This is a genomic window from Vogesella sp. XCS3, from assembly GCF_020616155.1.
Classification (GTDB): Bacteria; Pseudomonadota; Gammaproteobacteria; order Burkholderiales; family Chromobacteriaceae; genus Vogesella.
The window spans coordinates 3,147,717-3,171,125 of record NZ_CP085530.1 but is presented as its reverse complement, the minus strand read 5'-3'; the positions used below and the strand labels follow the sequence as shown (position 1 = coordinate 3,171,125).

The 23,409-nt window shown below is 62.6% G+C and carries 22 protein-coding genes; 7 read left to right on the top strand and 15 right to left on the bottom strand.

Annotated features, from left to right (window positions below):
• Position 1 precedes the first annotated feature (1 nt).
• Entirely contained in the window at positions 2-1,555 is a 1,554-nt protein-coding gene (locus tag LCH97_RS15075; protein ID WP_227302402.1) for a cytochrome ubiquinol oxidase subunit I, read from the bottom strand.
• Positions 1,545-1,961, bottom strand: coding sequence for a cytochrome oxidase putative small subunit CydP (gene cydP / locus LCH97_RS15070; protein ID WP_227302401.1), 417 nt, complete (start codon positions 1,959-1,961; stop codon positions 1,545-1,547). The genes LCH97_RS15075 and cydP overlap by 11 nt, the downstream gene beginning before the upstream one ends.
• On the opposite strand from cydP, the gene LCH97_RS15065 reads away from it, so the two are divergent.
• Complete coding sequence (locus LCH97_RS15065) at positions 1,951-3,288, top strand: sigma-54-dependent Fis family transcriptional regulator (RefSeq protein ID WP_227302400.1); 1,338 nt, start codon at positions 1,951-1,953, stop codon at positions 3,286-3,288. The genes cydP and LCH97_RS15065 overlap by 11 nt on opposite strands.
• A gap of 69 nt (positions 3,289-3,357) precedes the next feature.
• Here the strand turns inward: LCH97_RS15065 and LCH97_RS15060 are convergent, their stop codons facing one another.
• Positions 3,358-4,986 carry a phosphoethanolamine transferase gene (locus tag LCH97_RS15060; RefSeq protein ID WP_227302399.1) on the bottom strand — a complete coding sequence of 543 codons (1,629 nt, stop codon included), beginning with the start codon at positions 4,984-4,986 and terminating at the stop codon, positions 3,358-3,360.
• 207 nt (positions 4,987-5,193) lie between these two features.
• Here LCH97_RS15060 and LCH97_RS15055 point away from each other — a divergent pair, with 207 nt between their 5' ends.
• On the top strand, positions 5,194-6,015 hold the full coding sequence (locus tag LCH97_RS15055; RefSeq protein ID WP_227302398.1) for a UDP-2,3-diacylglucosamine diphosphatase: 822 nt from the start codon (positions 5,194-5,196) through the stop codon (positions 6,013-6,015).
• Positions 6,003-7,067 carry a glycosyltransferase family 1 protein gene (locus tag LCH97_RS15050; RefSeq protein ID WP_227302397.1) on the top strand — a complete coding sequence of 355 codons (1,065 nt, stop codon included), beginning with the start codon at positions 6,003-6,005 and terminating at the stop codon, positions 7,065-7,067. Before LCH97_RS15055 ends, LCH97_RS15050 begins: the two co-directional genes overlap by 13 nt.
• Before the next feature lie 80 nt (positions 7,068-7,147).
• Here the strand turns inward: LCH97_RS15050 and LCH97_RS15045 are convergent, their stop codons facing one another.
• Together LCH97_RS15045 and LCH97_RS15040 are read right to left on the bottom strand one after the other, a co-directional pair.
• Positions 7,148-9,331 (bottom strand): patatin-like phospholipase family protein, encoded by a 2,184-nt coding sequence (locus LCH97_RS15045; RefSeq protein ID WP_227302396.1) that lies wholly within the window; start codon positions 9,329-9,331, stop codon positions 7,148-7,150.
• Positions 9,332-9,348: 17 nt separating this feature from the next.
• Positions 9,349-9,987 carry a ribonuclease gene (locus LCH97_RS15040; protein ID WP_227302395.1) on the bottom strand — a complete coding sequence of 213 codons (639 nt, stop codon included), beginning with the start codon at positions 9,985-9,987 and terminating at the stop codon, positions 9,349-9,351.
• A gap of 191 nt (positions 9,988-10,178) precedes the next feature.
• Between LCH97_RS15040 and LCH97_RS15035 the strand changes: the two genes are divergently transcribed.
• The gene (locus tag LCH97_RS15035) at positions 10,179-10,703 is read left to right on the top strand and encodes a DUF1523 family protein (RefSeq protein ID WP_227302394.1); all 525 of its coding nucleotides are present in this window, start codon (positions 10,179-10,181) and stop codon (positions 10,701-10,703) included.
• A 111-nt stretch (positions 10,704-10,814) separates the two neighbouring features.
• On the opposite strand, the gene LCH97_RS15030 is transcribed toward LCH97_RS15035, so the two are convergent.
• Positions 10,815-11,018: a cold-shock protein gene (locus LCH97_RS15030; RefSeq protein ID WP_017508689.1), complete on the bottom strand. Its 204-nt coding sequence runs from the start codon at positions 11,016-11,018 to the stop codon at positions 10,815-10,817.
• A gap of 286 nt (positions 11,019-11,304) precedes the next feature.
• Entirely contained in the window at positions 11,305-12,075 is a 771-nt protein-coding gene (gene xth / locus LCH97_RS15025) for an exodeoxyribonuclease III (RefSeq protein ID WP_227302393.1), read from the bottom strand.
• Between the two features lie 581 nt (positions 12,076-12,656).
• Here xth and LCH97_RS15020 point away from each other — a divergent pair.
• Complete coding sequence (locus LCH97_RS15020; protein WP_227302392.1) at positions 12,657-13,274, top strand: LysE family translocator; 618 nt, start codon at positions 12,657-12,659, stop codon at positions 13,272-13,274.
• 213 nt (positions 13,275-13,487) lie between these two features.
• On the opposite strand, the gene LCH97_RS15015 is transcribed toward LCH97_RS15020, so the two are convergent.
• From LCH97_RS15015 to LCH97_RS15000, 4 genes are all read right to left on the bottom strand, one after another.
• Positions 13,488-13,865: a VOC family protein gene (locus tag LCH97_RS15015; RefSeq protein ID WP_227302391.1), complete on the bottom strand. Its 378-nt coding sequence runs from the start codon at positions 13,863-13,865 to the stop codon at positions 13,488-13,490.
• Between the two features lie 88 nt (positions 13,866-13,953).
• On the bottom strand, positions 13,954-14,790 hold the full coding sequence (locus LCH97_RS15010; protein ID WP_227302390.1) for a PHB depolymerase family esterase: 837 nt from the start codon (positions 14,788-14,790) through the stop codon (positions 13,954-13,956).
• A gap of 391 nt (positions 14,791-15,181) precedes the next feature.
• Positions 15,182-15,481 (bottom strand): hypothetical protein, encoded by a 300-nt coding sequence (locus LCH97_RS15005; protein ID WP_227302389.1) that lies wholly within the window; start codon positions 15,479-15,481, stop codon positions 15,182-15,184.
• Positions 15,482-15,801: 320 nt separating this feature from the next.
• Positions 15,802-17,844: a M3 family metallopeptidase gene (locus LCH97_RS15000; protein ID WP_227302388.1), complete on the bottom strand. Its 2,043-nt coding sequence runs from the start codon at positions 17,842-17,844 to the stop codon at positions 15,802-15,804.
• A 69-nt stretch (positions 17,845-17,913) separates the two neighbouring features.
• Between LCH97_RS15000 and LCH97_RS14995 the strand changes: the two genes are divergently transcribed.
• Positions 17,914-18,471 (top strand): gamma carbonic anhydrase family protein, encoded by a 558-nt coding sequence (locus tag LCH97_RS14995; protein ID WP_227302387.1) that lies wholly within the window; start codon positions 17,914-17,916, stop codon positions 18,469-18,471.
• A 178-nt stretch (positions 18,472-18,649) separates the two neighbouring features.
• Positions 18,650-20,302, top strand: coding sequence for a methyl-accepting chemotaxis protein (locus LCH97_RS14990; protein ID WP_227302386.1), 1,653 nt, complete (start codon positions 18,650-18,652; stop codon positions 20,300-20,302).
• Positions 20,303-20,381: 79 nt separating this feature from the next.
• Here LCH97_RS14990 and tpx read toward each other — a convergent pair whose 3' ends face one another.
• The 4 genes from tpx to LCH97_RS14970 all read right to left on the bottom strand — a co-directional run bounded on the left by tpx (position 20,382) and on the right by LCH97_RS14970 (position 23,372).
• Positions 20,382-20,879, bottom strand: coding sequence for a thiol peroxidase (tpx, locus tag LCH97_RS14985; RefSeq protein ID WP_144372728.1), 498 nt, complete (start codon positions 20,877-20,879; stop codon positions 20,382-20,384).
• 106 nt (positions 20,880-20,985) lie between these two features.
• Complete coding sequence (locus tag LCH97_RS14980; protein WP_227302385.1) at positions 20,986-21,387, bottom strand: carboxymuconolactone decarboxylase family protein; 402 nt, start codon at positions 21,385-21,387, stop codon at positions 20,986-20,988.
• Positions 21,384-22,460: a histidinol-phosphate transaminase gene (hisC, locus tag LCH97_RS14975; RefSeq protein WP_227302384.1), complete on the bottom strand. Its 1,077-nt coding sequence runs from the start codon at positions 22,458-22,460 to the stop codon at positions 21,384-21,386. Before hisC ends, LCH97_RS14980 begins: the two co-directional genes overlap by 4 nt.
• A 15-nt stretch (positions 22,461-22,475) precedes the next feature.
• Complete coding sequence (locus tag LCH97_RS14970; protein WP_227302383.1) at positions 22,476-23,372, bottom strand: DMT family transporter; 897 nt, start codon at positions 23,370-23,372, stop codon at positions 22,476-22,478.
• Positions 23,373-23,409: the final 37 nt, after the last annotated feature.

Here is a 23,409-nt window from a genome sequence, read left to right as displayed (position 1 = left end):
CTTAATGAACGGGGGCTTCGTTGGCGTAGCGGCCGGTACCCAGGCTGCCGGGGCCCTGGCGGGCAAAGCGCACCATCAGGTACATCTCCACGCACAGCAGCACGGTGTAGAAGCCGACAAAACCGGCCAGCGAGCCGTACAGCGACGCTTCAGACAAGGTGGACACCGACAGCCGCGTCGGCAGCACGCCGTAGATGGTCCACGGCTGGCGGCCGTACTCGGCCACGAACCAGCCTACTTCGCAGGCAATCCACGGCAACGGCAGGCTGTACAGGGCGAACTTCAGCAGGCGACGGTTGGCCGCAAAGCTGCCGCGAATCGACGCCCACAGCGCCCAGCCGAACAGGCCTAGCATGGCCACGCCCAGCGCCACCATGATGCGGAAGCTCCAGAACATCGGCGCTACTTTCGGGATGGTGTCGCGCGCGGCGGCGTCTATCATCGCCGGGGTGGCTTGCGCCACGTTGGCGGAGTATTTCTTCAGCAGCAGGCCAAAGCCCAGGTCGGCCTGGTGCGCTTTCAGCTGCACCTGTGCCGCGGTATCGCCACGGTTGATGCGCAGTTTGTCCAGCGCCATCACTGCCTGCTGGCCGGACACGATGCGCACGCGGTTGGCCGCCATGATCTCGTGGATACCGGGGATTTCCTTGCTTACCGAACGGGTGCCGATCAGGCCCATGACCCATGGCACTTCGATGGCCCAGTCGTTCTTCATTTCGGCTTCGTTGGGCCAGGCAATCACGTTGAACGCGGCCGGCGCCGGCTCGGTGTGCCACATGGCTTCCATGGCTGCCAGCTTGGTCTGTTGCGATTCGCCTACCGAATAGCCGGACTCGTCGCCCAGCACGATCACCGAGCACACGCTGGCAAAGCCGAACGCGGCAGCAATACGGAAGCTCTTCTTGGCAAACTCCACGTCACGGCCACGCAGCAGGTACCAGCTGGAAATCGACAGCACGAACATGGCACCGGTAACGTAGCCGGCCGACACGGTGTGCACGAACTTGGCCTGCGCCACCGGGTTGAACACCACCGCCCAGAAGTCGGTCATTTCCATGCGCATGGTGTGGTAGCTGAACTCGGCCCCCACCGGGTTTTGCATCCAGCCGTTGGCGATGAGAATCCACAGCGCCGACAGGTTGGTACCAATCGCCATCAGCAGCGTCACCAGTAAATGCTGCTTGCGCGACAGGCGGTCCCAGCCAAAAAAGAACAGGCCGATCATGGTGGATTCCAGGAAGAAAGCCATCAGGCCCTCGATGGCCAGCGGGGCGCCGAAAATATCGCCCACGTAGTGCGAGTAGTACGCCCAGTTGGTACCGAACTGGAATTCCATGGTGATGCCGGTGGTCACCCCCAGCGCAAAGTTGATGCCGAACAGCTTGCCCCAGAACTTGGTCATGTCCTGGTACACCTGCTTGCCGGTCATCACCCACACGGTTTCCATAATGACCAGCAGCCACACCATACCCAGTGTGAGCGGCACAAACAGAAAGTGGTACATGGCTGTGGCGGCAAACTGCAGCCGCGACAGATCCACAACATTATCGATCATGTTCTTCTCCTGATTGACGGGCGGCAGCCGCCGGCGCAGCCATGGCATTGGCCATGGCTTGCGTGTCTACCTGAACCCGCTGCGGGGCGATGAAGGCGTGCCACAGTGCGTACAGCACCGCCAGTTTCAGCACCACCACCCATAACAATTCACGGCGTAAGCGTCGGTCTTCCGGTAACAAGATGCCGCCCTCCCTGAGCAAAAGCCGCCGGCCAACCATGCCGGCAACAGGGTTAAAGTGTGCGCATGCGGCCAACATCACGGAATGTGACACGTTGCCGCAGCCTGCCCGCCTTACTGCAAACGGCATGCCTGCTGCAAACAGGTGAAAAGCAGCCCGAAGTGCGCTTTTGACGGCATAATGGGCAAACCATGTCATGTCAGGACTGACAATAATGTCACCCATTCAGCCGCAATCCACGCTGGCCACCATCGCCGCCATGCTGGACGCCGTGCCCGACCCGCGCATCGTCATTACTCCCGACTACACCATCCGCCACGCCAACCCGGCCTACCGCGCCGCTTACGGCGACGACGCCGTTGGCCGAACCTGCTTTGCGGTATCACACGGCTACAGCCGCCCCTGCGACGAGGAAGGCGAAAGCTGCCCGCTGAAAGCCACGCAGGAAAGCGGCCAACCCGAGCGCGTGTTGCACATCCACCGCAGCCGCCACGGCGATGAACACGTCGACGTAGAACTGTCACCTATGTCAGATGTCAGTGGCTACCCGCTGCTGTTTGTGGAAAAGATGAAACCGCTGGCGCTGGCCAGCAGCCAGGCCGTGCCAGACCGCATGGTTGGCCGCAGTGCGGCGTTTCGCCGCATGCTGCTGCTGGCGCAACGGGCGGCACCGTCAGGGGTGGCCGTGCTGTTACAAGGGGAATCGGGTACCGGCAAGGAAGGCCTGGCGCGCGCCATCCACGATGGCGGCGGCGCGGCGCGGCCGTTTGTGGCGGTAGACTGCGCCAGCCTCACCGAAACGCTGCTGGAGAGCGAGCTGTTCGGCTACGAAAAAGGCGCCTTTACCGGCGCCACCCAGCGCAAGCAGGGCCTGGTGGAAGCGGCCAACGGCGGCACGCTGTTTCTGGACGAAATCGGCGACCTGCCGCCCAGCCAGCAGGTAAAACTGCTGCGGCTGCTGGAAACCGGCACCTTCCGCCGCGTGGGCGGCATCAGCAGCATTCCGGCGCGCTTCCGGGTGATTGCCGCCACCCACCGCGACCTGGCGCAGATGGTACGCGAGGGCAGCTTCCGCGCCGACCTGTACTACCGGCTGGCGGTGTTTCCGCTACGGCTGCCGCCGCTACGCGAACGGCAGGAAGATATCCCGCTGCTAGCCGAGGCGCTGCTGGCGCGGGTAGCGCCGGGGCGCGAGCTGGCACTATCGCCCGACGCGCTGGCCGGGTTGCTGCAGCACCCCTTCCCCGGCAATATCCGCGAGCTGCGCAATATGCTGGAGCGCGCCAGCCTGCTGTGCGACGGCGACCGCATCCAGCCGGAACACCTGTGGCTGGACGCGCTGGCAACGCCTGCGGCCAACCCTGACGGCCACTTTCACAGCCCCTTGCTGCCGCTGGCGGGGCTGGAGCAGCGCTACCTGGCGTGGGCGCTGGCCAGCCACCCGGGCGACCGCGCCAGCCTGGCGGCCGCGCTGGGTATGACCGAACGCACGCTGTACCGCAAGCTGGCGGCGCTGCAAGCTGCCGCTGGCACGGTAGATGCTACGCAGTAAGGGCACGCCTCCAAGTTTGCGTTTGCCCGCCTGTGTCAGGCGGGCATTTTTTTATGTGCGCCGGCGCGCTCAGCCCGGGCGGCGGCAGGTGGCAAACATGTCCAGCGGCGCTTCATACAAGACGGTTTTCACGCCCATCAGGCCCAGCACGCTGTGAAACAGGTTGTCCTGGCTGTAGCGCTGCTTGCTGCCCTGCTGCAGGCAAGCCTGCTGCATGCCGGCTGCCTGCTGCCATGCAGGGGAGAACCACGCCACCATCGGGATATGCTTTTGCGCATCCGGCGCCACCAGATACGGCGTGGCGTGCAGGTACATATTGTTCTCGCCCAGCGACTCGCCATGGTCCGACAGGTAAATCATGCCGCCCGCCACCGCCGGCTCCGCCTGCAAGGCGGCGATGGTTTTGGCCAGGATGGCGTCGGTGTACAGAATGGTGTTGTCAAAGCCGTTGATGATGTCCTGACGGCTGCACTTTTGCAGCTCGCTGGTACGGCACACCGGCGTGAAGCGTTCGTATGTCTTGGGGTAGCGCTTGTAGTAGGCCGGGCCGTGGCTGCCTTTCTGGTGCAGCACGATCACCGCGTCGCCCTTGAGCGCCTTCAACCGCTGCGGCAGGCCATCCAGCAGAATGTCGTCGAAACACTCGCCATCTGCACAGAATGCCGGGTTTTTATCGCCAAACACCATTTCGGTCGGCACGCGGTTGCATACTTCCTTGCAACCGGAATTATTATCGCGCCAGGCTACCTGTATACCGGTGCGTTGCAGGATATCCAGCAGGTTCTCGCGGTGCTTGGCCTCGTCGGCGTCAAACTTCTCGCGCGGCAGCGCCGAGAACATGCAGGGCACCGAGATCGCGGTTTCGGTACCGCACGACCAGGTATCGGGGTAGTTGATCAGGCCGGGGATGCGCGCCAGCTGCGGGTTGGTCTGGCGCGGGTAGCCATTGAGCGAGAAATGGTCGGCCCGGGCGGTTTCGCCCACCACGATCACCAGCACACGCGGTTTGCTGCCTGCAGGCCACGGTGCGGTGCGGCTGGCATCCTCGCCTACCTTTTGCAGCACGGCGGGCTTGGCGGTAACGCGCTTGATATACGAGCTGGTCGCCTGCAGGTAGTTGGTAGGCGTCAGGGCAAAGCGCAGCTCGCGGTTATTACGGAATAGCGAGGCAAAGTCCTGGTAGCCCACCATGGCCACCGCGACCAGCACGCCGGCACTCACCAGCAGCGCCACCACGCGCACACCCAGCTCGCGCAAGGGCGGGCGATACAGTACCGGCGTTTTCCACAGCCACAGGCTGGGTAAACCACCCAGCAGCAGCACGGTCAGCACCATCTTGACGGTAAGCAGGTCGCGCACCTCGGCCCCGTCGGTCTGCATGGCGTTGCGCACCATATTCATGTCGATCAGCACACCGTACTGGCTCATGAAGTAGCTCACGCCCGCCGTGGTCAGCAGCAAGGCTGTCAGCAAGGGCTTGCCTATCTTTGGCCATACCAGCAGCTGCAATAGCAAACTGAAAAAGGCGGTCACCAGCACAAAAGCCAGGCCCAGCATTTTCACGCCATGCGCGTCCAGCGGGCTGACAATGCCGTACAGGCGCTGCCAGAAAGGTATATTGAAAAACAACACCAGCAGCAAGGACAGGCAAACGGCCAGCACTTCGGCGCGTAGCGGGCGGAACAGGCTTATCTTCATTTGGCTTTTATTCAGTAACTGGCGGGCAGGGCAGCAGGATACCCAAGAGCGGCCCAGTGGAACAAACCTTTCTTAAGGCCTGCTTACGCCAGGGCAGCTTGCCTGCACCTTGTGCCAGCACACGTGTCACTCTGCCGTCACCTGATACACATCCTGCTGTCACACGCACACCGCAGCATGGCGCTATCTGCTACGCCGGAGCGCCCCATGAGCCAACGCTACCGCACTATCTGGCTGTCGGATGTCCACCTGGGCACCAGCGGCTGCCAGGCCGCCTTCCTGCTGGATTTCCTCAAACACCACGAATCAGAAACCCTCTATCTGGTGGGCGACATCATCGATGGCTGGCAACTGAAAAAGTCCTGGGGCTGGAAGCAAAGCCATAACGATGTGGTGCAGAAAGTGCTGCGCAAGGCGCGCAAGGGTACGCAGGTCATTTATGTACCCGGTAACCACGACGAGGCGGCGCGGCAATACTGCGGGCTGGATTTCGGCGGCATTGCCATCCGCCAGGAAGCCGAGCACCTCACGGCCGACGGCAAGCGCTTGCTGGTTATCCATGGTGACGAGTTCGACGGCGTCATCCAGCACGTGAAATGGCTGGCCTACGTGGGCGACAGCCTGTACACGGTGATCCTGCACCTGAACCGCTACTACAACTGGCTGCGACAAAAACTGGGGCGGCCGTACTGGTCGCTATCCCAGTACCTGAAGCACAAGGTCAAGAACGCGGTGAACTTCATCAGCGACTTCGAACAGATCCTGGCCGACGAAGCCCGCCGCCGCGGCTTTGACGGGGTGATCTGCGGCCATATCCACAAGGCCGAAGTCAAAGACATCGGCGGCATACTGTACGGCAACTGCGGGGACTGGGTGGAAAGCCTGTCGGCCCTGGTAGAGCACGCCGACGGGCGGCTGGAAGTGGTGTACTGGACCCGCCAGGCCAGCAGCGCAAGCGAAGCCGCCATGATCGCGACCCAGCCGGTACGCGAAGGCACGCTGGAGGAGGCTGAAACATGCGCATCATGATCATTACCGACGCCTGGTACCCGCAGGTAAACGGCGTGGTACGCAGCATCGTGGAAACCGTACGCGAGCTGCGCCTGCTGGGCCACCAGGTCGCCATGGTCACGCCACAAGGCGGCGAACACGACGAGGGCGATGGCTTTCTTACCCTGCCCTGCCCGACCTACCCGGATATCCGCTTGTCGCTGCTCCCCTACCGCAAGACGGCGGTCAGGTTGGCCGCATTCGCGCCGCACGCGGTGCACATTGCTACAGAAGGCCCGCTAGGCATGGCTGCACGGCGCTGGTGCCGCCGCCGCGGCCAACCTTTTACCACCGCCTACCACACGCGCTTTCCCGAATACATCCACGCGCGCACCCGCCTGCCGCTGGCCATCAGCTACGCCTGGATACGCCGCTTCCACAATGCGGCGCAAGCAGTGATGGCCCCCACGCCAGCCATCGTGGCCGACCTGAAGGCGCGTGGTTTTCATAATGTCGTGTTGTGGAGCCGCGGCGTAGATACCACCACCTTCAGCCCCGGCGAGCGCGACCGGCTGGACACCGCGCCTCCGCGTTTTGTCTACGTTGGCCGCGTGGCGGTAGAAAAGAATATCGAGGCCTTTTTGCAGCTGGACCTGCCCGGCAGCAAATGGGTAGTGGGCGAAGGCCCGCAGCTGGCCGAGCTGCAGGCCCGCTACCCCGCGGTACACTTTGCCGGTGTATTCCCGCAGGGCGAGCTGGCGCGCATCTACCGCGCAGCCGATGTGTTTGTGTTTCCCAGCCGTACCGACACCTTTGGCCTGGTGCTGCTGGAAGCCATGGCCTGCGGCACGCCGGTAGCCGCCTACCCGGTAGCCGGCCCGCTGGACGTGGTAGGCGACAGCGGCGGCGGTGTCCTGCACGACGACCTGAAAACCGCCTGCCTGCAGGCGCTGGCGCTAGACCGTCATCACGTGCGCCGCGTGGCGGAAGGCTTCTCCTGGGCCGCCGCCACGCTGCAATTCGAAGCCCAATTGCACGCCCGCCCGATCGGCGAGCAAGAAGGCATGGCCTTTACCAGCAGCGGGCGCTAGCCGCAAAAAGCAAACCGGCCCGGCCTGGCCTATGCCAAGACGGGCCGGCGGCAAAACCGGGCCACCTCTCGCCTCTGGCGCTAGTACTCCACCCCCAGGTTGAAGTAGCCGGTGAGCTGGCCATTCTTGCCATGCCCCACCCCCATGAACACGGGGCCCAGCAAGGTGTCCGCCCCCATAAACACGGAACCTGCCGGTAGCCAGCGGGTAGTGCGCCCCAGCGGCAAGGTGGACCACATGCGCCCCATCTCGGCCGAGGCGCCCACGTACAAGCCGGAGCCCAGCGCCGATGGCAGGCTGGCCACCCGCCACGACACCATGCCGCGCGCAAACGCCATCTTGTGGCCCAGCAGCTCGCCAGGCTGATAGCCCGACAAGTTGCGGAAGCCGCCCAGCTCGAATACCTCGGCGACATCGTTCTTGTCGCTGTAGCCACCGCGCAGCGTCAAACGCCAGCTGATGTCGTGACGGTCGGTACTGACGGTATCGATCATCAAGGACGCGCTAGGCTGCGGGCTAGGGTCATCGGTGCGGTGCAATGGCTTGCGCGCCTCCAGCTGCATGGCAAAACCGTTACGCGGCCAACGCGGGTTGTCCAGCTGGTCCAGTACCAGCAGGCTGCGCAAGCCCTGCTCGCGCGACTTGGCATCGCTCAGGTCAAACTGGTCGCGCACACCGGTGCCCAGCGCCAGGCTGTCACGGCTGGCGTACCAGCCGTTACGCCACTCGCCCAGCTTGCCCAGGCTAAAGCCGGTATCCAGATTGAGGCTATTGGTCTGGCGGATCAGCTCGGCCGAGGGCTGATGGCTATCGATGTACAGGTTGTAGCGCTTTTCGCGCCGCCCCGCACCCGCACTCAGGAAGAAGGGCGAGCTGGCGGATAGCGGCTGCTGCCATTCGGCGCGGAAGGTCGGCTCCTCGCCCAGCTTGGCCTCGCCCAGCAGGCTGCCACCGGCACTATTGAGCCAGCTGCGCTTGTATTCACCCAGTAGCGAGAAGGTGGCGTCGCCCTGCGTGCTGCTGCGCAACTCCAGGCCGGCGCGAATGTAGTTGGGCCCGGTATGGCGCTCTTGCAGGTGCACATCGGCCACGTGGCTGCCGTTCTCGCGGCGCAGGGTGTAGTCCAGCTTGTCCAGATCGCCCTCGGCAAACACGTCGTCCAGCTTCTGGTGCAGCGCACTCAGGCCCAGACGGCTGCTGATCGACAATTTTTGCTGCATGGCCTGCGCGTCGACAAAGTTGAAATCGCCCGCCAGATTGATGCTGTCGATGCGTGGCCGCTCGCCAGGATGGCGCCCCTGCTGCCAGCTGGCGTACTGCTCGGCGCCCACGCCGAGTGCGGCCAACTGTGGCGCCAGTGCTCGCGCAGCCTGACGACCGGCCTCGATGATGCGTGCGTTATCGCCAAAGTCGGCCGGGGATACGCCGTCCAGTTGCGGCCGGATCAGGATATCCTGCGGCCGCAGCCGCGCCAGCGACTCGCGGCTGTTACGTGCCACCATCAGATAGGTGGTCTGGTCCAGCACGTCCAGAAAATTACCCAGCTGCTCACGCGGTACCGGCGGCGTGCCCACGTCGATCACGATCAGTACGTCGGCACAGCGCCCCAGCAGCTCCTCTACCGGCAGCTGTCGCGCCAGGCCGCCATCTACCAGCACATGGTCGCCGGCCTCTACCGGCGCAAACATGCCGGGTACCGCCATGCTGGCACGCATAGCCAGGCTCAGGTCGCCACGGTCGAATACCACGGCTTCGCCACTCTCCAGGTCGGTGGCCACGGCACGAAAGGGGATGCTCAGCTTGTCGAAACTGTCTTCATTGCGCGCACGCGTGAGCTGGCGGATAAACAGATCGATGCCTTGCGCATTGATCGCCGCCTTGGGCAAGCGCCATTTGCCATCCCGGAAACCAATGCTGATATCGAAATAATTGCGGCTATCGCTCTGCTTGCGGCTGTACGGCACATCCTGGCGGCGCGGCTTGCCGGATAGCAAGGTTTCCCAGTCCGCAGCGGCAAACTGGCTTTCCAGCGCGTCCAGTTGCTGGCCGCTGGCGTAAGCGCCGCCAATGAGCGCGCCGGCCGAAGTACCCGCCATACAGGCAATCGGCACCCGCAGCTTTTCCAGCTCCTGCAACACACCCAGGTGGGCAAAGCCACGCGCCCCGCCACCGCCCAGCACGAGCCCGATGCGTGGCGCTACCGGCTCGGCCGCCCACACCAGCAGGCCAGGCAGACACAGGCAGGCGGCCAACAGCGCTTTCATTTTGTTTCTCATCATCATTAACGTACGCTACGTACCAGAATATCCGGCTGGCGGCAGCTACGGCGCTCGCTGGCCAGTACATCGTCCCCACACGCACGGCCCTGACGGCCCTGCTTGTCGGTACACACATAAATTTCTTTCAGGAAGCGCCCGCCGCCGCTGCACGATACCGCCAGCGCTCGTGCGCCTAGCCAAGGGTTGGCCGCTTGCAATTCGGCTTTCAGCTCGGTAAGGGTTTTGCGCAATGGCTGCACCGGCGCCTGATAGGCTGCCGGGATGGTCAGCCTGGCTTTCAGGCTGGCGGCCAGCTGGTGATACTGCGGCTGGCTCAGGCCGCTGCATGTACCGTGCTTTTCCCACTCGTGGCGGTACAGTTTGCGGCTGGGGTAGAGGCCGGAAAACTGCTGCAGCATACCCTCGTCAAACCGTTCAGGGCTGCAATCTGCGGGGTAGCCGCGCTGATACTGTGGCCACAAGCCATGCAGGACAAAGCCATACTGGCGGCTGCACTGCTCGCGGTCGTCAGGGCGTACCGCGCAATAGTCCGGTGACCACGACAAGGCCATGACGTAGTAATCGAACTGCCCTGGCGTACCCGATGCATGGGTCACCGGGGCAAGCAAGGCAGACAGCAGTACGGCAAAAATGAAACGCATGAAAAACTCCGGCTAGCGGGATGAACAAAATGGCCGGCAAGGCCGGCCTACAGTGTAACGGGCTGCCCGTCGGCCAGACCATCAGCTTGATAGCAGGCACGGCACAAAATCACGGGCACAGGCCGCAAGTATAAGGGCATAATTGTGTAAAACACCTTAAACCTGATGATTTTTAAAGGGAAACCATAAAAATGCGTACAAAATTTCGTAAGGCTGGTATGGCACTGCTAGGCCTGTTTGCCATTGCGGGCAGCCTGCTGCTGGACTACTACCTGCCCGAACACGCCATCACCACCATTACCGGCGTCGAGGTCAAGCTGGCAGACAAAGACGGCCCCATCAGCAAACAGAACCCCGCCGACTCGCCGGTACGCGACATGTACCTGATTTATACCCAGCATGCCATCGACGATGTTCGCGTTTACCGTAACGAAGACACCGCCTGGGGTTGGCCACCCTACCTCAAATTTGATGCTTCCGACGTGCAGGCTACGGCGCGCGCACTGGAAAACGCGCGGCAGCCCGCTTACATCTCGTCTTATGGCTGGCGCATCAATATGTTCTCGCTCTACCCCAACATCACCAGCATCCGCCTGGCACAAGCGGGGGAAGGCACGTGGAGCGTCATTCGCTGGCTAGCTTTTGGTCTGTGGGGTGTGCTGCTTGTGCTGCTGGCAAGGCTGACCCTGCGCTGGACACGCCCAGCCATACAGTGATGAAACAGGCGCAAAAGCAAAACGCCGGCTAAGTGGCCGGCGTTTTGTGCAGACATGAAAAAAGCCCCGCAAGCGGGGCTTTTTTTATTGCCAGCAAAATGGCAACCGATATTACATCGGCTGGATTTTGGTAGCTTGTGGGCCTTTTTGGCCCATGCCGGATACGTAGCTTACTTTCTGACCTTCAGCCAGGGATTTGAAGCCGTTGCCCTGGATTTCGGAGAAGTGAGCGAACAGGTCGTTGCCGCCTGCGTCCGGAGTGATGAAGCCAAAGCCTTTTGCATCATTGAACCATTTAACGGTACCGGTTTCCATTTTGTCTTCCTTTTGAAAAAACGTAAAAAATTAGGCGAAATGCCTGTCAGCGAAATAATCAAGAAGGGACCGGATGAAACAATGGAGTACCGCTTTTGAAGTGGAACAACTCTGAACTTTGGATCAACTAGCTTGAAATCTTGCTTGAACACGTTATACGCACTAAGCCCGTGCCCGGCAAGCGATTTCGCTTTTTTATTTTTCACCCTGGCCCACTATGCATTTTAAAACCATGCTTTGCAGGCCATGGCTACAACAACATCAGCCAATACGCAGCTGATGGCACTTACGCCAGTGTCAGCACTACCGGGGTATGGTCAGATGGCCGCTCCCATTTGCGCGGTGTCTTGTCGATGACGCAGCCGGTCGCCCGCGCCTTCAGGCTGTCGGTAATCAGGATATGGTCGATACGCACGCCCATATTGCGGCGGAACATCATGGCGCGGTAATCCCACCAGCTGTATTGCTTGTCTTCCTGGTTGAACAGCCGGAAGCTGTCTGCCAGCCCCATGCCTATCAGGCGGCGGAAGCTATCGCGCTCGGGCGTCGTACACAGCACTTGCTCGCGCCAGCCTTCCGGGTCGTACACATCGCGGTCTTCCGGCGCGATGTTGTAGTCGCCCAGCAGGGCAAAATCCGGGTAGCGGGCCAACTCGCTGGCCACATAGCCTTCCAGCGCGGCCAGCCAGCCCAGCTTGTACTGGTATTTGGGCGAATCCACCGCCTCACCGTTAACGAAATAGGCGCAGATGACACGTATGCCATCGACGGTGGCGGCAATCACGCGGCGCTGCTCGTCTTCATAACCGGGGATACCCTGCACGACATCACTGATGGTGCGGCCGTTCTTTACCAGAATGGCCACGCCGTTATAGGTTTTCTGGCCAAACCACACTGCCTGATAGCCTGCGGCCTCGATCTCGGCCAGCGGGAACACCGGGTGATCCATCTTGAGCTCTTGCAGGCACAGTACATCGATGGGGTTTTCCGCCAGCCATTGCACCACGTGCGGCAGGCGCACTTTCAGCGAATTGACGTTCCAGGTGGCTAGTTGCATGGGGCTCTCCCTTTGATAACAGCCCGACACCTTAGCGCGCGGCAAGCAGGCTGGCAACGCGGCTAATATTACAAACACGCCACCCTGCCATACCCAATAAAAGCAGCCACTTACCAAGACGGTGCGATTAATAAAATAGACACAAAACTTGCCAGCGCAGCCCTCGCCCGCCTAGAATGGCACCATCGTCATCACCGGAAGCAGAAATTGTTTTCCAAAAAACCGCGCCAGACCGCGCAAAATCCGGGCACCCTATGCCCAACCAATGCCGCCCACCGCGGCCGCCTTGCACCACTTGCCCAGAGCTTTGCCCTGCGCACCCCCAGCTTTGCTCATCGCCATAGCCTTACCCCCGCCGACGAGCCGGACACCCAGTCCGAGCCACCGCGTTAGCGCCCCTCGCTTCTGCCCTCTTTCCCGCAGTAACGATTGAATCATGGCTTGCCGCCGCGCCTGTTGCACGGTAGCAGCCAGTAACGCCTTGTCGCCCGCACGCCAGCTGCCTGCCTATGCCACGGTACCCACCGTCGCCAGGTTGGCCGCACGCTGCCTGCGCACGCCAGGGCAGACGAGTATTGGCTATGGATTTTCACAACTGGATTATGTACCTGGGCACCATCGTGCTCTTGATGCTGGCACCGGGCCCCGGCCCCTTGCTAACCCTGTCACACGGCGCGCAGCACGGTGCACGTGGCGGCATCCCCAACGCGCTGGGTTTTTCTGCCGGCGCGCTTACCCTGATGGCACTGTCTGCACTGGGCATTACCGCCCTGCTGTTTGCCTCGCCTGCGGCGTTCAACATCGTAAAGATGCTGGGCGCGGGCTATCTGGTATGGCTGGGTATCACCCTGTGGCGCAAGCCGTTCAAGCTGGGCCAGGCGCAGGGCTGCCATGCCAGCCCGCTATGGAGCGGCTTTCGTCCAGCATTTTTGCTGGCGGTCAGCAACCCGGAAGACACCGTATTTTTCTCGGCCTTGCTGCCGCGCTTTCTGGATACCAGCCGCGAGCTATGGCCGCAGTACCTGACCATGGCCGCCACCTGGGTGGTAGCGGATATGGTAGTGGCCGTGGCATTGGCCGCCGCCGGTGGCCGCCTGGGTGGGTGGCTGGCTCACGGCCAACGCCTGCAGCGCTTCTCGCGTACCTCTGGCGGGCTGTTTGTGCTGGCCGGGGTGATGCTGGCTGCCGTACAGCGTTAAGCCGCTAATGCTACCTGCGACGAGGGCCTTTCGCATGGCGAAAGGCCCTTGTTTCGTTTGATACAGCGGCACCGGGCTGGCGACAAAAAAATGCCCCCGCACCGGGCGGGGGTAAACACAGTCAAGTTCGCTCACTGTTGTGCCTGCTAGACAAACAGTCATGGTGTGAGCCCGCGCGGTGCGCTTGGTTCCCGCTACTGCCAAAAAAGCTGTTTATGCCTGCGATGGGTAGACGCTGACCTCGATCAGGTTCCGGTCCGGGTCGAGGAAGTACACCGACTGGATCACACCTTGCGCACCGGTTTTGGCTACCGGGCCTTCGACAATATCAACGCCCTCGGCCTGCAGATGCGCCACTACCTGCGATAGCGGCCAACGGGTGATCAGGCACAAGTCTCCCGACCCCACCCCGGCACGGTTACGCGGCTCCTGGCCCAGTAGCTGCAGGTTGATTTTCTGGTTGCCGAAATGCAGCGCGCGGCGGCCATTGGCAAAGGTCACCGCCTCCATCTGCAAAACACGGCAGTAAAAAGCCACCGACGCTTCAATGTCGGTAACGGTCAGTACCACGTGGTCGATATGGCTGATCATGGCGTTCTCCTGAAACTGGCAAACCGCATGCTAGCGCACCGCAGCTGGCTTGGCTCGCCCGCACTGCGCACAGACTGTTCAGCAAGCGTCATGGCCGCGGCGGCAAGCTACTGAAAAACGCCCACATTACCGCATTGGCATCCAGCGCCTGCGTAGGACACGCCTTGCCAAGACGGGTACGGCCACCACCGGGCCAGCTATGGCCTCCTTGCTCTGTGACGCACAGCTGCACTGCCCCACCGGCCGCACAGCCGGTATAGCGCTCACAATAAGCGCCCGCTGCTGTCAGGCTACGCACCGGCTGCGGGCGGCACTGGTTATAGGTCTGCCACTGCGCCACGGTAACGGGCACTGAGGTGAAATCCGTTACCTTGCTCTCGTCGCGAAACGCCTCGGGCCCGGCGCCGCCGTTGAACAGCACATGGTCGTCATCCCGGGCATGAATATGCAGCACGGCCACGGGCCGCGATGGCTGGCACGCCAGCGTATTGTCGGTACCTGCTACCGAAGCGATACCCGCAAACAGGTCTGCCGCCTCGCAAGCCAGCCGGTAAGCCATCATGCCGCCATTGGACATCCCCACCGCGTACACGCGCCCGGCTGCTACCGTGTAGTGCTGTTGCACCCAGGCCACCACCGCGCGGGCAAAGGCCACATCGTTTACCGCTTCGTCCCGCGCCTTGCCGCAGCAGCGCCCGGCGTTCCAGGTAGCCAGCTTATTGCCCAGCGCGCCGGTGCCATTGGGTAGCACCAACAGATACCCTGCCTGCTCGCTGTGACCGATCAGCCCGTAATGGCGGTCGTTTGCCATAAAGTCGCTACTGCCGCCGCCCCCATGCAGTGCCAGTAGCAAAGGCATGGGCTGGCCTGGCTGATAGCTGCGCGGAACATGCAGCAGGACGGGCCGCCCGCTTATCGTCAGCATGGCGGTTTCACCCACTCGCGGCAGCGCTGTCACCGCTTGTTTACGTTGATGCCAAATCTCGCGCAATGGGCCGGCATGCGCGGCGTCTGCGCCGACAACGCCATAAGCCCAAACCAATCCCAGTGATACGGTCAACAACAGAAAACGGATGAAACGCGACATGGGGACGACTCCAGCCAAACAACATGGTGACGCCTGTCATGTTGGCGCGATCGCTACGGCATTTCAAACCTGCTTTGATTAACAAATGCAAAGACCAATCTCGCCCCCAACTCGACCAACACGTACAAGCTGTAAACAAAAACCCCGGCTAGCAAGGCAAGCAGGGGTACGTGTGCCGCCGCCCGTGCTGTCGCTCATACAACACGGAACGGCATGCAGGGCAAAGTATTTAGCGCAACACGCAGAAGAAACCACCCGCCGGAATGCTATTGCCCGACAGATCGCGGGCGTCCGGGTGATAGCCGAGCGCGCGATAGGTCTGATTGCCCTTGTTGAGAGTTGCGCAAACGGCGTTGCCTTTGGCTTCCAGTGTCTGCGGTACCGGACCAAATGCTTGCGAACTGCTCCAGACTACAGCGCCCTCGGCGTTACGGATCAGTTGTGGCGGGATGTCGGCTGGCTTATCGCCGATTGTGGTACAGGCGGTAGCTAGCACTGCGGCAAACAATATCAGGCTGATCGATTTCATCGCATGTTTCTCCTGTCTTTCATCGCTTGGGGATACATTCCTGCGACCCATGCCGAAGGAATGTCAGCACCGTACTGCGACAAAATAACTTCAATAAAACAAGCGCCTTTTATTGATTTGCCAAATATCGATAAGCTGGTTCATGTCGATAAATAGCCATGCCGTCATGCTTTAACCGTCCGACTGAAACACTAGCAGCCCGACATCAGGCAGCTATGCATCAGCATACGCTAGACAGCACAAGGGCAAGCCCATGGGCTTGCCCTTGTGTCTTGCGGCCAACCTTGCTCAAGGTTGGCCGCAACGGCAAAGATAGCGTGTCAGACCGTAGCTGGCTCGCTCATGCCGCTGTGGCGCAGCAGCGCGTCGATCTGCGGGTCGCGGCCGCGGAAGGCGCGGAACGATTCCAGCGCCGGGCGGCTACCGCCCACGGCCAGGATCTCGTCCCAGAACTTGTAGCCCACTGCCGGGTTGGCGCCGCCGGCTTCTTCGAAGGCTGCATATGCATCGGCCGACAGCACTTCTGCCCACTTGTAGCTGTAATACCCTGCGGCATAGCCGCCGGCAAAGATGTGGCTGAAGCTGTTGGGGAAGCGGTTGTACGCCGGCGGGCGGTTCACAGCCACCTCGTCGCGCACCTGCTCCAGCAAGGCCTGCCAGTCCACACTGTCAGGGTTGGCCGCGGTGTACAGCTGCATGTCGAACAGCGAGAACTCCAGCTGGCGCACGGTCTGCATGCCGCTCTGGAAGTTCTTGGCGGCCAGCATCTTGTCGTACAGCGCGCGCGGCAGCGGCTCGCCGCTGTCCACGTGGGCGCTCATGCCTTGCAGCACGCCCCATTCCCAGCAGAAGTTTTCCATGAACTGGCTGGGTAGCTCCACCGCGTCCCACTCCACGCCGCTGATGCCGGACACGCCCAGCTCGTCCACGCGCGTCAGCAGATGGTGCAGGCCGTGGCCGAACTCGTGGAACAGCGTGGTCACTTCGTCGTGGCTGAAGGTGGCCGGCTTGTCGCCCACCGGGCGGGTGAAGTTGCACACCAAGTAGGCCACAGGCGTCTGCACCTGGCCGCCTTTCACGCGGCGGCCACGTACGTCGTCCATCCAGGCGCCGGGGCGCTTGCCGTCACGGGCGTACAGGTCGAGGTAGAAGCCGCCCAGCAGCGCGCCGTCCTTGTGGATCTGGTAGTAGCGCACGTCCGGGTGCCAGGTTTCGACGTCACGGGCTTCTACGCTGATGCCGTACAGCTTGTGTACCACGCTGAACAGGCCGGCCAGCACCTTGTGTTCGGGGAAGTACTGTTTCACTTCGTGCTCGGAGAACGCGTAGCGCGCCACGCGCAGTTTTTCGGCGGCGTAGCTGATGTCCCACGCTTCCAGCGTGTCCAGGCCCAGCTCGGCACGGGCGAAGGCTTCCAGCTCGGCGCGATCCTGCTGCGCGTAGGGCTTGGCACGGGCGGCCAGGTCGCGCAGGAAGTCGATCACCTGCTGCGGGCTTTCGGCCATTTTGGTGTACAGCGACAGCTCGGCGTAGTTGGCAAAGCCCAGCAGCTGCGCCTCTTCGGCGGCCAGCACCAGGCGCTCGCGGATCAGCGCGGTATTGTCCTGTTCGGCTGGGCCGAACTCGCTGGCGCGCTTGGCGTTGGCTTCGTACAGCTGCTGGCGCAGCGCGCGGTTGTCGGCGTATTGCAGCACCGGGAACAGCAGCGGGAACTGCAGACCCAGCTTGTACTTGCCCGGCTGGCCGTCGGCTTCCGCCATGGCAGCGTACAACGCCAGCGTGTCTTCCGGGATGCCGGCCAGCTCGGCCGCATCATCGATGTACAGGCTGAAGCTGTCGGTGGCGTCCATCACGTTTTGCGAGAACTGGCTGGACAGCTCGGCCAGGCGGCTGGAGATATCGGCAAAGCGCGCTTTTTGCGCGTCCGGCAGCTCGGCACCGGACAAGCGGAAATCGCGCAGGTCGTTATCGATGATTTTCTTGCGCGCGGCGCTGGCGTCGGCAAAGGCCGGGTTGGCCGCCACCGCCTTGAAGCGCGCGTACAGGTCGAGGTTTTGCCCCAGCTCGGTAAAGAAGGCGGAAATGCGCGGGATTTCGGCGTTGTACACCTCGCGCAGGCCCTCGGTGTTGCCCATCACGCTATTGAGGTGGCCCACCACGCCCCAGGCGCGGCCCAGGCGCTCGGTAGCGTCGGACAGCGGCTCGGATACACTGTCCCAGTCGTCGCCGCCGGCGGCGATCACCTGCTCTACCGCAGCGCGCGCTTCGGCCAGCAGCACGTCCAGCGCCGGGGTAACGTGTTCGGGTTTGATCGCGGCAAAGCGCGGCAGATCGCTAAAGTCCAGTAGCGGATTGGTGGTCATGTTTGGCATCCTGTGGAAAGTGGCGCAGCATCACCCGCGCATAGACAGACTGAAGATAAGGACAATTCCGTGAATCGCAATATCCGTTCCTACGACGGGCACCGCCCGCACATCGACCCCAGCTGTTATATCGACGACGCCGCCGTGGTCATCGGCGAGGTATCGCTGGCGGCCAACGTGTCGGTGTGGCCCTGCGCCGTGGTACGCGGCGACGTTAACCGCATCAGCATAGGCGAAGGCAGCAATGTGCAGGATTTTGCCATGCTGCACGTCAGCCATCGCAAGGAAAGTGACCCGGAAGGCGCGCCGCTGATCATCGGCCGCCACGTCACCATCGGCCACCACGTCACCCTGCACGGCTGCACCATCGGCGACGAAGTGCTGATTGGCATCGGCAGCATCATCCTGGACCGCGCGGTTATCGAAGACCGCGTACTGATCGGCGCCGGCAGCCTGGTACCGCCGAACAAACGGCTGGAAAGCGGCTACCTGTACCTGGGCAACCCGGTGAAACAGGTGCGCCCGCTCACCGCAGGCGAACTGGCCTACTTCAAGTACTCGGCTGAACACTACGTGAAGATCATGGACAAGCACAAAGCCAGCGCCGCGGCCGACGCCGCGCTGTAACCCATCTTTCACCGCACCTTAACAAGCGGCACCTAGGCTGAAAAGCGGGTGCCGCTTTGTCTTGCCTACCGGGTAGATCCAGCCAGGGTTACAAGCCTGCGTCATCTAGGTTAAGTGTCATCTGCCAGTAATGTTGGCCGCCTACACTGCGCTCAGCTTTAATAAGGATGGATTTAAAATGACGCTGGTCAAACGCTTGTGGCTCACGGTAATTCTTACGCTCGCCTGCCTGCTGGCAGTGATGTTGCTGAGCAGCCAGCAGCTGTGGTCGCTACGTAGTGACTTTGAACAATACCGTAGCCGTCAGCAGCTATCGGCCAACCTGCAAACGCTGAAGGCCGAAGTGCTGTCGCTAGCACGCGCCGACCCGCTGCTACCCGATACCGCCAGCCGGCTGGCCGCCGTCAACGGCAGTAGCCGCCAACTGATTGCCGCTATCGTGGCCGCCTTGCCCGCCACCGAGCGCGACAGCTTCAGCAAACAGGCCAGCCAGCACTGGCAGGCCTACCACCAGAACCTGCAGTCGGCGATCAAGATTGCCGAGACCTCGCCGGAAGACGCGCTATCCATTCCCGAGCAAGCCTACCAGATGAGCTTGCAGCCGCTGGTGGGGCTGATCGACCAGCGCCTGGTGTCCGAACGCCAGCTGCTCGCCCAGGCCGAAACCGCCATGCAGGGCGCGCTGGGCCGGCTGGTGCTGCTGGTATTGGGGCCGCTGGGCCTGGCTAGCGTGATTGTAGTGCTCTCGCAAGTCATGCTGGCACGCCGGCTAAAACAGCAGATCGCCGCCATGCAGCACGCAGCCGACCAGCTAGGTGAAGGCGACCTGACCGCGCGCCTGCCGGTGAGCGGTGCCGATGAGCTGTCGCAAGCGGCACGCCATATCAACCGCTTCCTGGACAAACTCACCACCCTGCTGGCCACCGTGCGCAGCACCGCCGCGCAGAGCGAGCACGAAGCACGCGGCATCCTGGCGCTGACCGGCCAGGTCATTACCGTCACCCAGCAACAAGCCGACAAGGCAGAGAACACCCGCGCCGCCGCCGGCCAGATTGCCCGTGGCAACCAGCGCATCAGCCAGGCGCTGGAGCAGGCCGTGGGCCACGCCGATAATGGCAGCGAACGCACCGGCCACGCCCGCAGCCTGGCCACCAGCACGGCCGACACGCTGCACAAGCTGTCGGTACGCCTGCAAGGCGGCGTACACGATGCCGAGCAGCTGAAAACCGCCATCCGCGACATAGCCCAGATCAGCACCCTGATTCGTGATGTAGCCGAGCAAACCAATCTGCTGGCGCTGAATGCCGCCATCGAAGCCGCGCGCGCCGGCGAACAGGGGCGCGGCTTTGCCGTGGTGGCCGACGAAGTACGCAAGCTGTCCGAGCGCACCGAAAGCGCCACAGCACGCATCTTCGACACCCTGCTGCGGGTAGAGTCGGCCAGCCAGGCGCTGGCGGCCACCATGGATGAAGCCCACCAGGCCGGCGAGCAAAGCATAGGCGCGCAAGAAACGCTAAACAGCGCACTGCTGCAAGCCGACCAGGCCATGACCGCCTTCCGCCAGGCCATGCGCGACATCGAAGAAGCCCGCCAGGCGCAACACACCGCCAGCGACAATATCGTGAGCCAGGGCGACGAAGTGGCCACACTGGCCGCCGGCATCTTTGGCCAGATGCAAACCCTGGCTCCGGCCATGGGCCGTCTGACCGACGCCTCGCAGCAGCTGAACCAGGATCTGGCGTGGTTTCGCACCCAGCCGCAAACCAAGGTTGGCCGCACCCCGCCCACGGTGCTACCCGGCGCTGGCGGGATAGTGCCAGCTGCGGCCTAGCGCCCCGACACAAGCTCAACGCAATAAAAAACCGGCCAGCGCAAGCTGACCGGTTTTTCTCATTCCCGACCTGGCTGTCTTACAGCACAGCCAGTGCGGCGTCGTAGTTTGGCTCGTCGGCAATCTCGGCCACCAGCTCGCTGTGCAGCACCTGGTCGTTTTCATCCAGTACCACCACCGCGCGGGCGGTCAGGCCGGCCAGCGGGCCAGAGGCCAGCTTCACGCCGTAGGCTTCGGCAAAGCCCGGGTTGCGGAAGGTGGACAGGTTGGCCACGCCTTCGATGCCTTCGGCGCCGCAGAAGCGTTTCTGCGCAAACGGCAGGTCGGCGGAAATGCACAGTACAGCCACGCCGTCACGGGCGGCGGCTTTTTCGTTGAACTTGCGTACCGAGGTAGCGCAGGTCGGGGTATCCACCGACGGGAAAATGTTCAGGATCTTTTTCTTGCCGGCAAAAGCGGCCAGGCCCACGTCGGACAGGTCGCCTGCAGTCAGGGTGAAGGCCGGGGCAGCGGTGCCAACAGCCGGCAGGGTGCCAGCCACGTCTACAGGGTTGCCTTTGAGGGTAACGGTTGCCATTGCGTGGGTTCCTTTGGGTAACAACAGTGGGTAATGCGCTGAGTGTGAGGCATGGCGGCGAAAATTCAACCCCGCTGGCAGCAGGGTTGGCCGCAAAGCACCGCAATCAGGGCTGCGCGTCGTCCGGCAGAGACAAACCCAGCTCGGCCAGCACCTCGCGCGCGGCGCGGAACGCTTCGACGGCAGCCGGTGCCCCGGCGTACACCGCGCAATGCAGCAGGGTTTCGCGGATCTCCACCAGGCTGGCACCGTTGTTGATGGCGCCGCGGATATGGCCTTTCAGCTCCTGGCTACGGCCCAGCGCGGCCAACATGGCGCAGGTCAGCAGGCTGCGGGTTTTCAGGTCGATACCGTCGCGCTGCCAGGTGCTGCCCCAGGCGTGCTCGTTCAGCCAGTCCTGCAGCGGGCGGCTGAAGCCGTCCAGACCGCCCATCGCCCGCGTGGCAAACGCCTCGCCCATCACCTGGGTGCGCCGCGCCAGCCCGGCCTGTTTGTCTTGTTCGCTCATGTGTTTGCTCCGAGGAGATTCAGAATGGCATCCAGTGTCTGCAGCAAGGCATCGCATTCGGCGTCGGTGCCAATGCTGATGCGCAGGTATTGCGCGATGCGGGGCTGGGCCAGGTGGCGCACGACAATGGCGCGCTCGCGCAGCCTCGCCGCCAGCCAGACGGCATCGTACTGCGGGTGCGTCACCAGCACGAAGTTGGCCGCAGACGGCAGTACCGTAAACCCGCGCTCCCGCAAACCGGCACTCAGGCGTTCGCGGCTGTTGATGACAGCGTCTCGGCACTGGCGAAAGTAAGCGTCGTCCTCAAAAGCAGCCAGCGCTCCGGCTTGCGCCGGGCGGTCCAGCACGTAGGAATTGAAACTGTTTTTCACCCGCTCTAGCGCCTCGATCAGCTGCGGGTGCCCCAGCGCCAGCCCTACCCTCAGACCGGCCAGGCTACGCGACTTGGACAGCGTCTGTACCACCAGCAGGTTGGGGTAGCACTCAATCAGCGCCACCGCGCTGTCGCCGCCAAAATCGATATACGCCTCGTCGATCACCACCGGCACATCTGGCTGTGCCTGCAACAAGGCTTCGATCTCGGCCAGCGACAACAGGCAGCCAGTGGGCGCATTGGGGTTGGGGAAAATGATGGCGCCGCAAGGCTGCCGGTAGTCGTCGACCGCAATGCGAAAATCTGCCGTCAGCGCCACGCTGCGGTAGGCAATGCCATACAAGCCGCAGTACACCGAGTAAAAACTATAGCTGACATCCGGAAACAGCAGCGGCTCTTCGTGCTTCAGCAAGGCAACAAACGCCAGCCCCAGCACCTCATCCGACCCGTTGCCGACAAACACCTGTTCTGAAGCCAGGCCGTAGTAGCGGGCGATACCCTCGCGCAGCGCACTGGCTTGGGGATCAGGGTACAGCCGCAACGCCGCATCGTTGGCCGCCGCGATGGCCGCATGCACGGCAGGCGATGGCGGGTACGGGTTTTCGTTGGTATTCAGCTTGATCAGCCCGCTGATGCGCGGCTGTTCGCCCGGCACATACGGCTGCAGGGCTTTGACGGTGTCGCTCCAGAAACGGCTCATGCTCTCCCTTTGCCCTCAACTCTTACCCGCCCGCGTCGCCAGCACCACGCCCGACAAGATCAACCCGATACCGGCCAGGTGGTACCACTGCAGCGCCTCGCCCAGAAACAGCATGGACAGCACGGCCCCGAAGCCCGGCATCAGGTGGATGAACATGCCGGCGCGTGCGGCGCCTACACGGGCTACGCCCAGATTGTAAAAATAGTAGGCCGCCACCGACGGCAAGGTGCCCACGTAGGCAAAGGTTGCCAGCGTGCCGCCAGTAAGCGGCGTATGCCGGCCACTAGCCAGCTCGGCAGCAAACAGCGGCGCAATACCCAGCAGGCCGATGGCGACCAGTACGGTGAGCAGGCCGATGCGGTCTAGCTGCGGTGGCAAGGGTTTGAGCAGCAGCGTGTACAGCGCCCACGCCACCATGGCTAGAAACACCACTGCGTCGCCACGGTTGATATCCAATGCGGCCAACCTGTGCCAGTCGCCGTGCGCCACGATAAACAGCACGCCGATAAAGGAAATGCCCACCGCCAGCGCCTGGCGCAGGCCGATCTTCATACCAAAAAACAGCGCGCCGAACAGCACGATCAGGATGGGAATAAAAGAATTCAGCAGCACCGCGTTGGTGGCGGCGGTGTACTGCAGGCCCCAGTAAGCCAGCGAATTGAAGCCGGTGACGCCCAATAGCGCCAGCAGCAGCAAGCGCCGCCAGTGCGGCAGCCAAAGCGCACGCTGCTGCCAGGCTGGCCGCCAGCCAAAAGGCAATAGCAGGCACAGGGCGATGGCCCAGCGGGCGAAGGAAAGCGTCATCGGGGCAACGCTGGCGTGCATGGCACGCGCCAGCACGAAATTACCCGACCAGAACAGCGCAGTCAGGGTCAGCAGCAGATAGGCAAGGCGCATAGGGGTCGTTTTCATTCGCTCACCATGCCATGCGCTTGAACAGCGGGCAAGC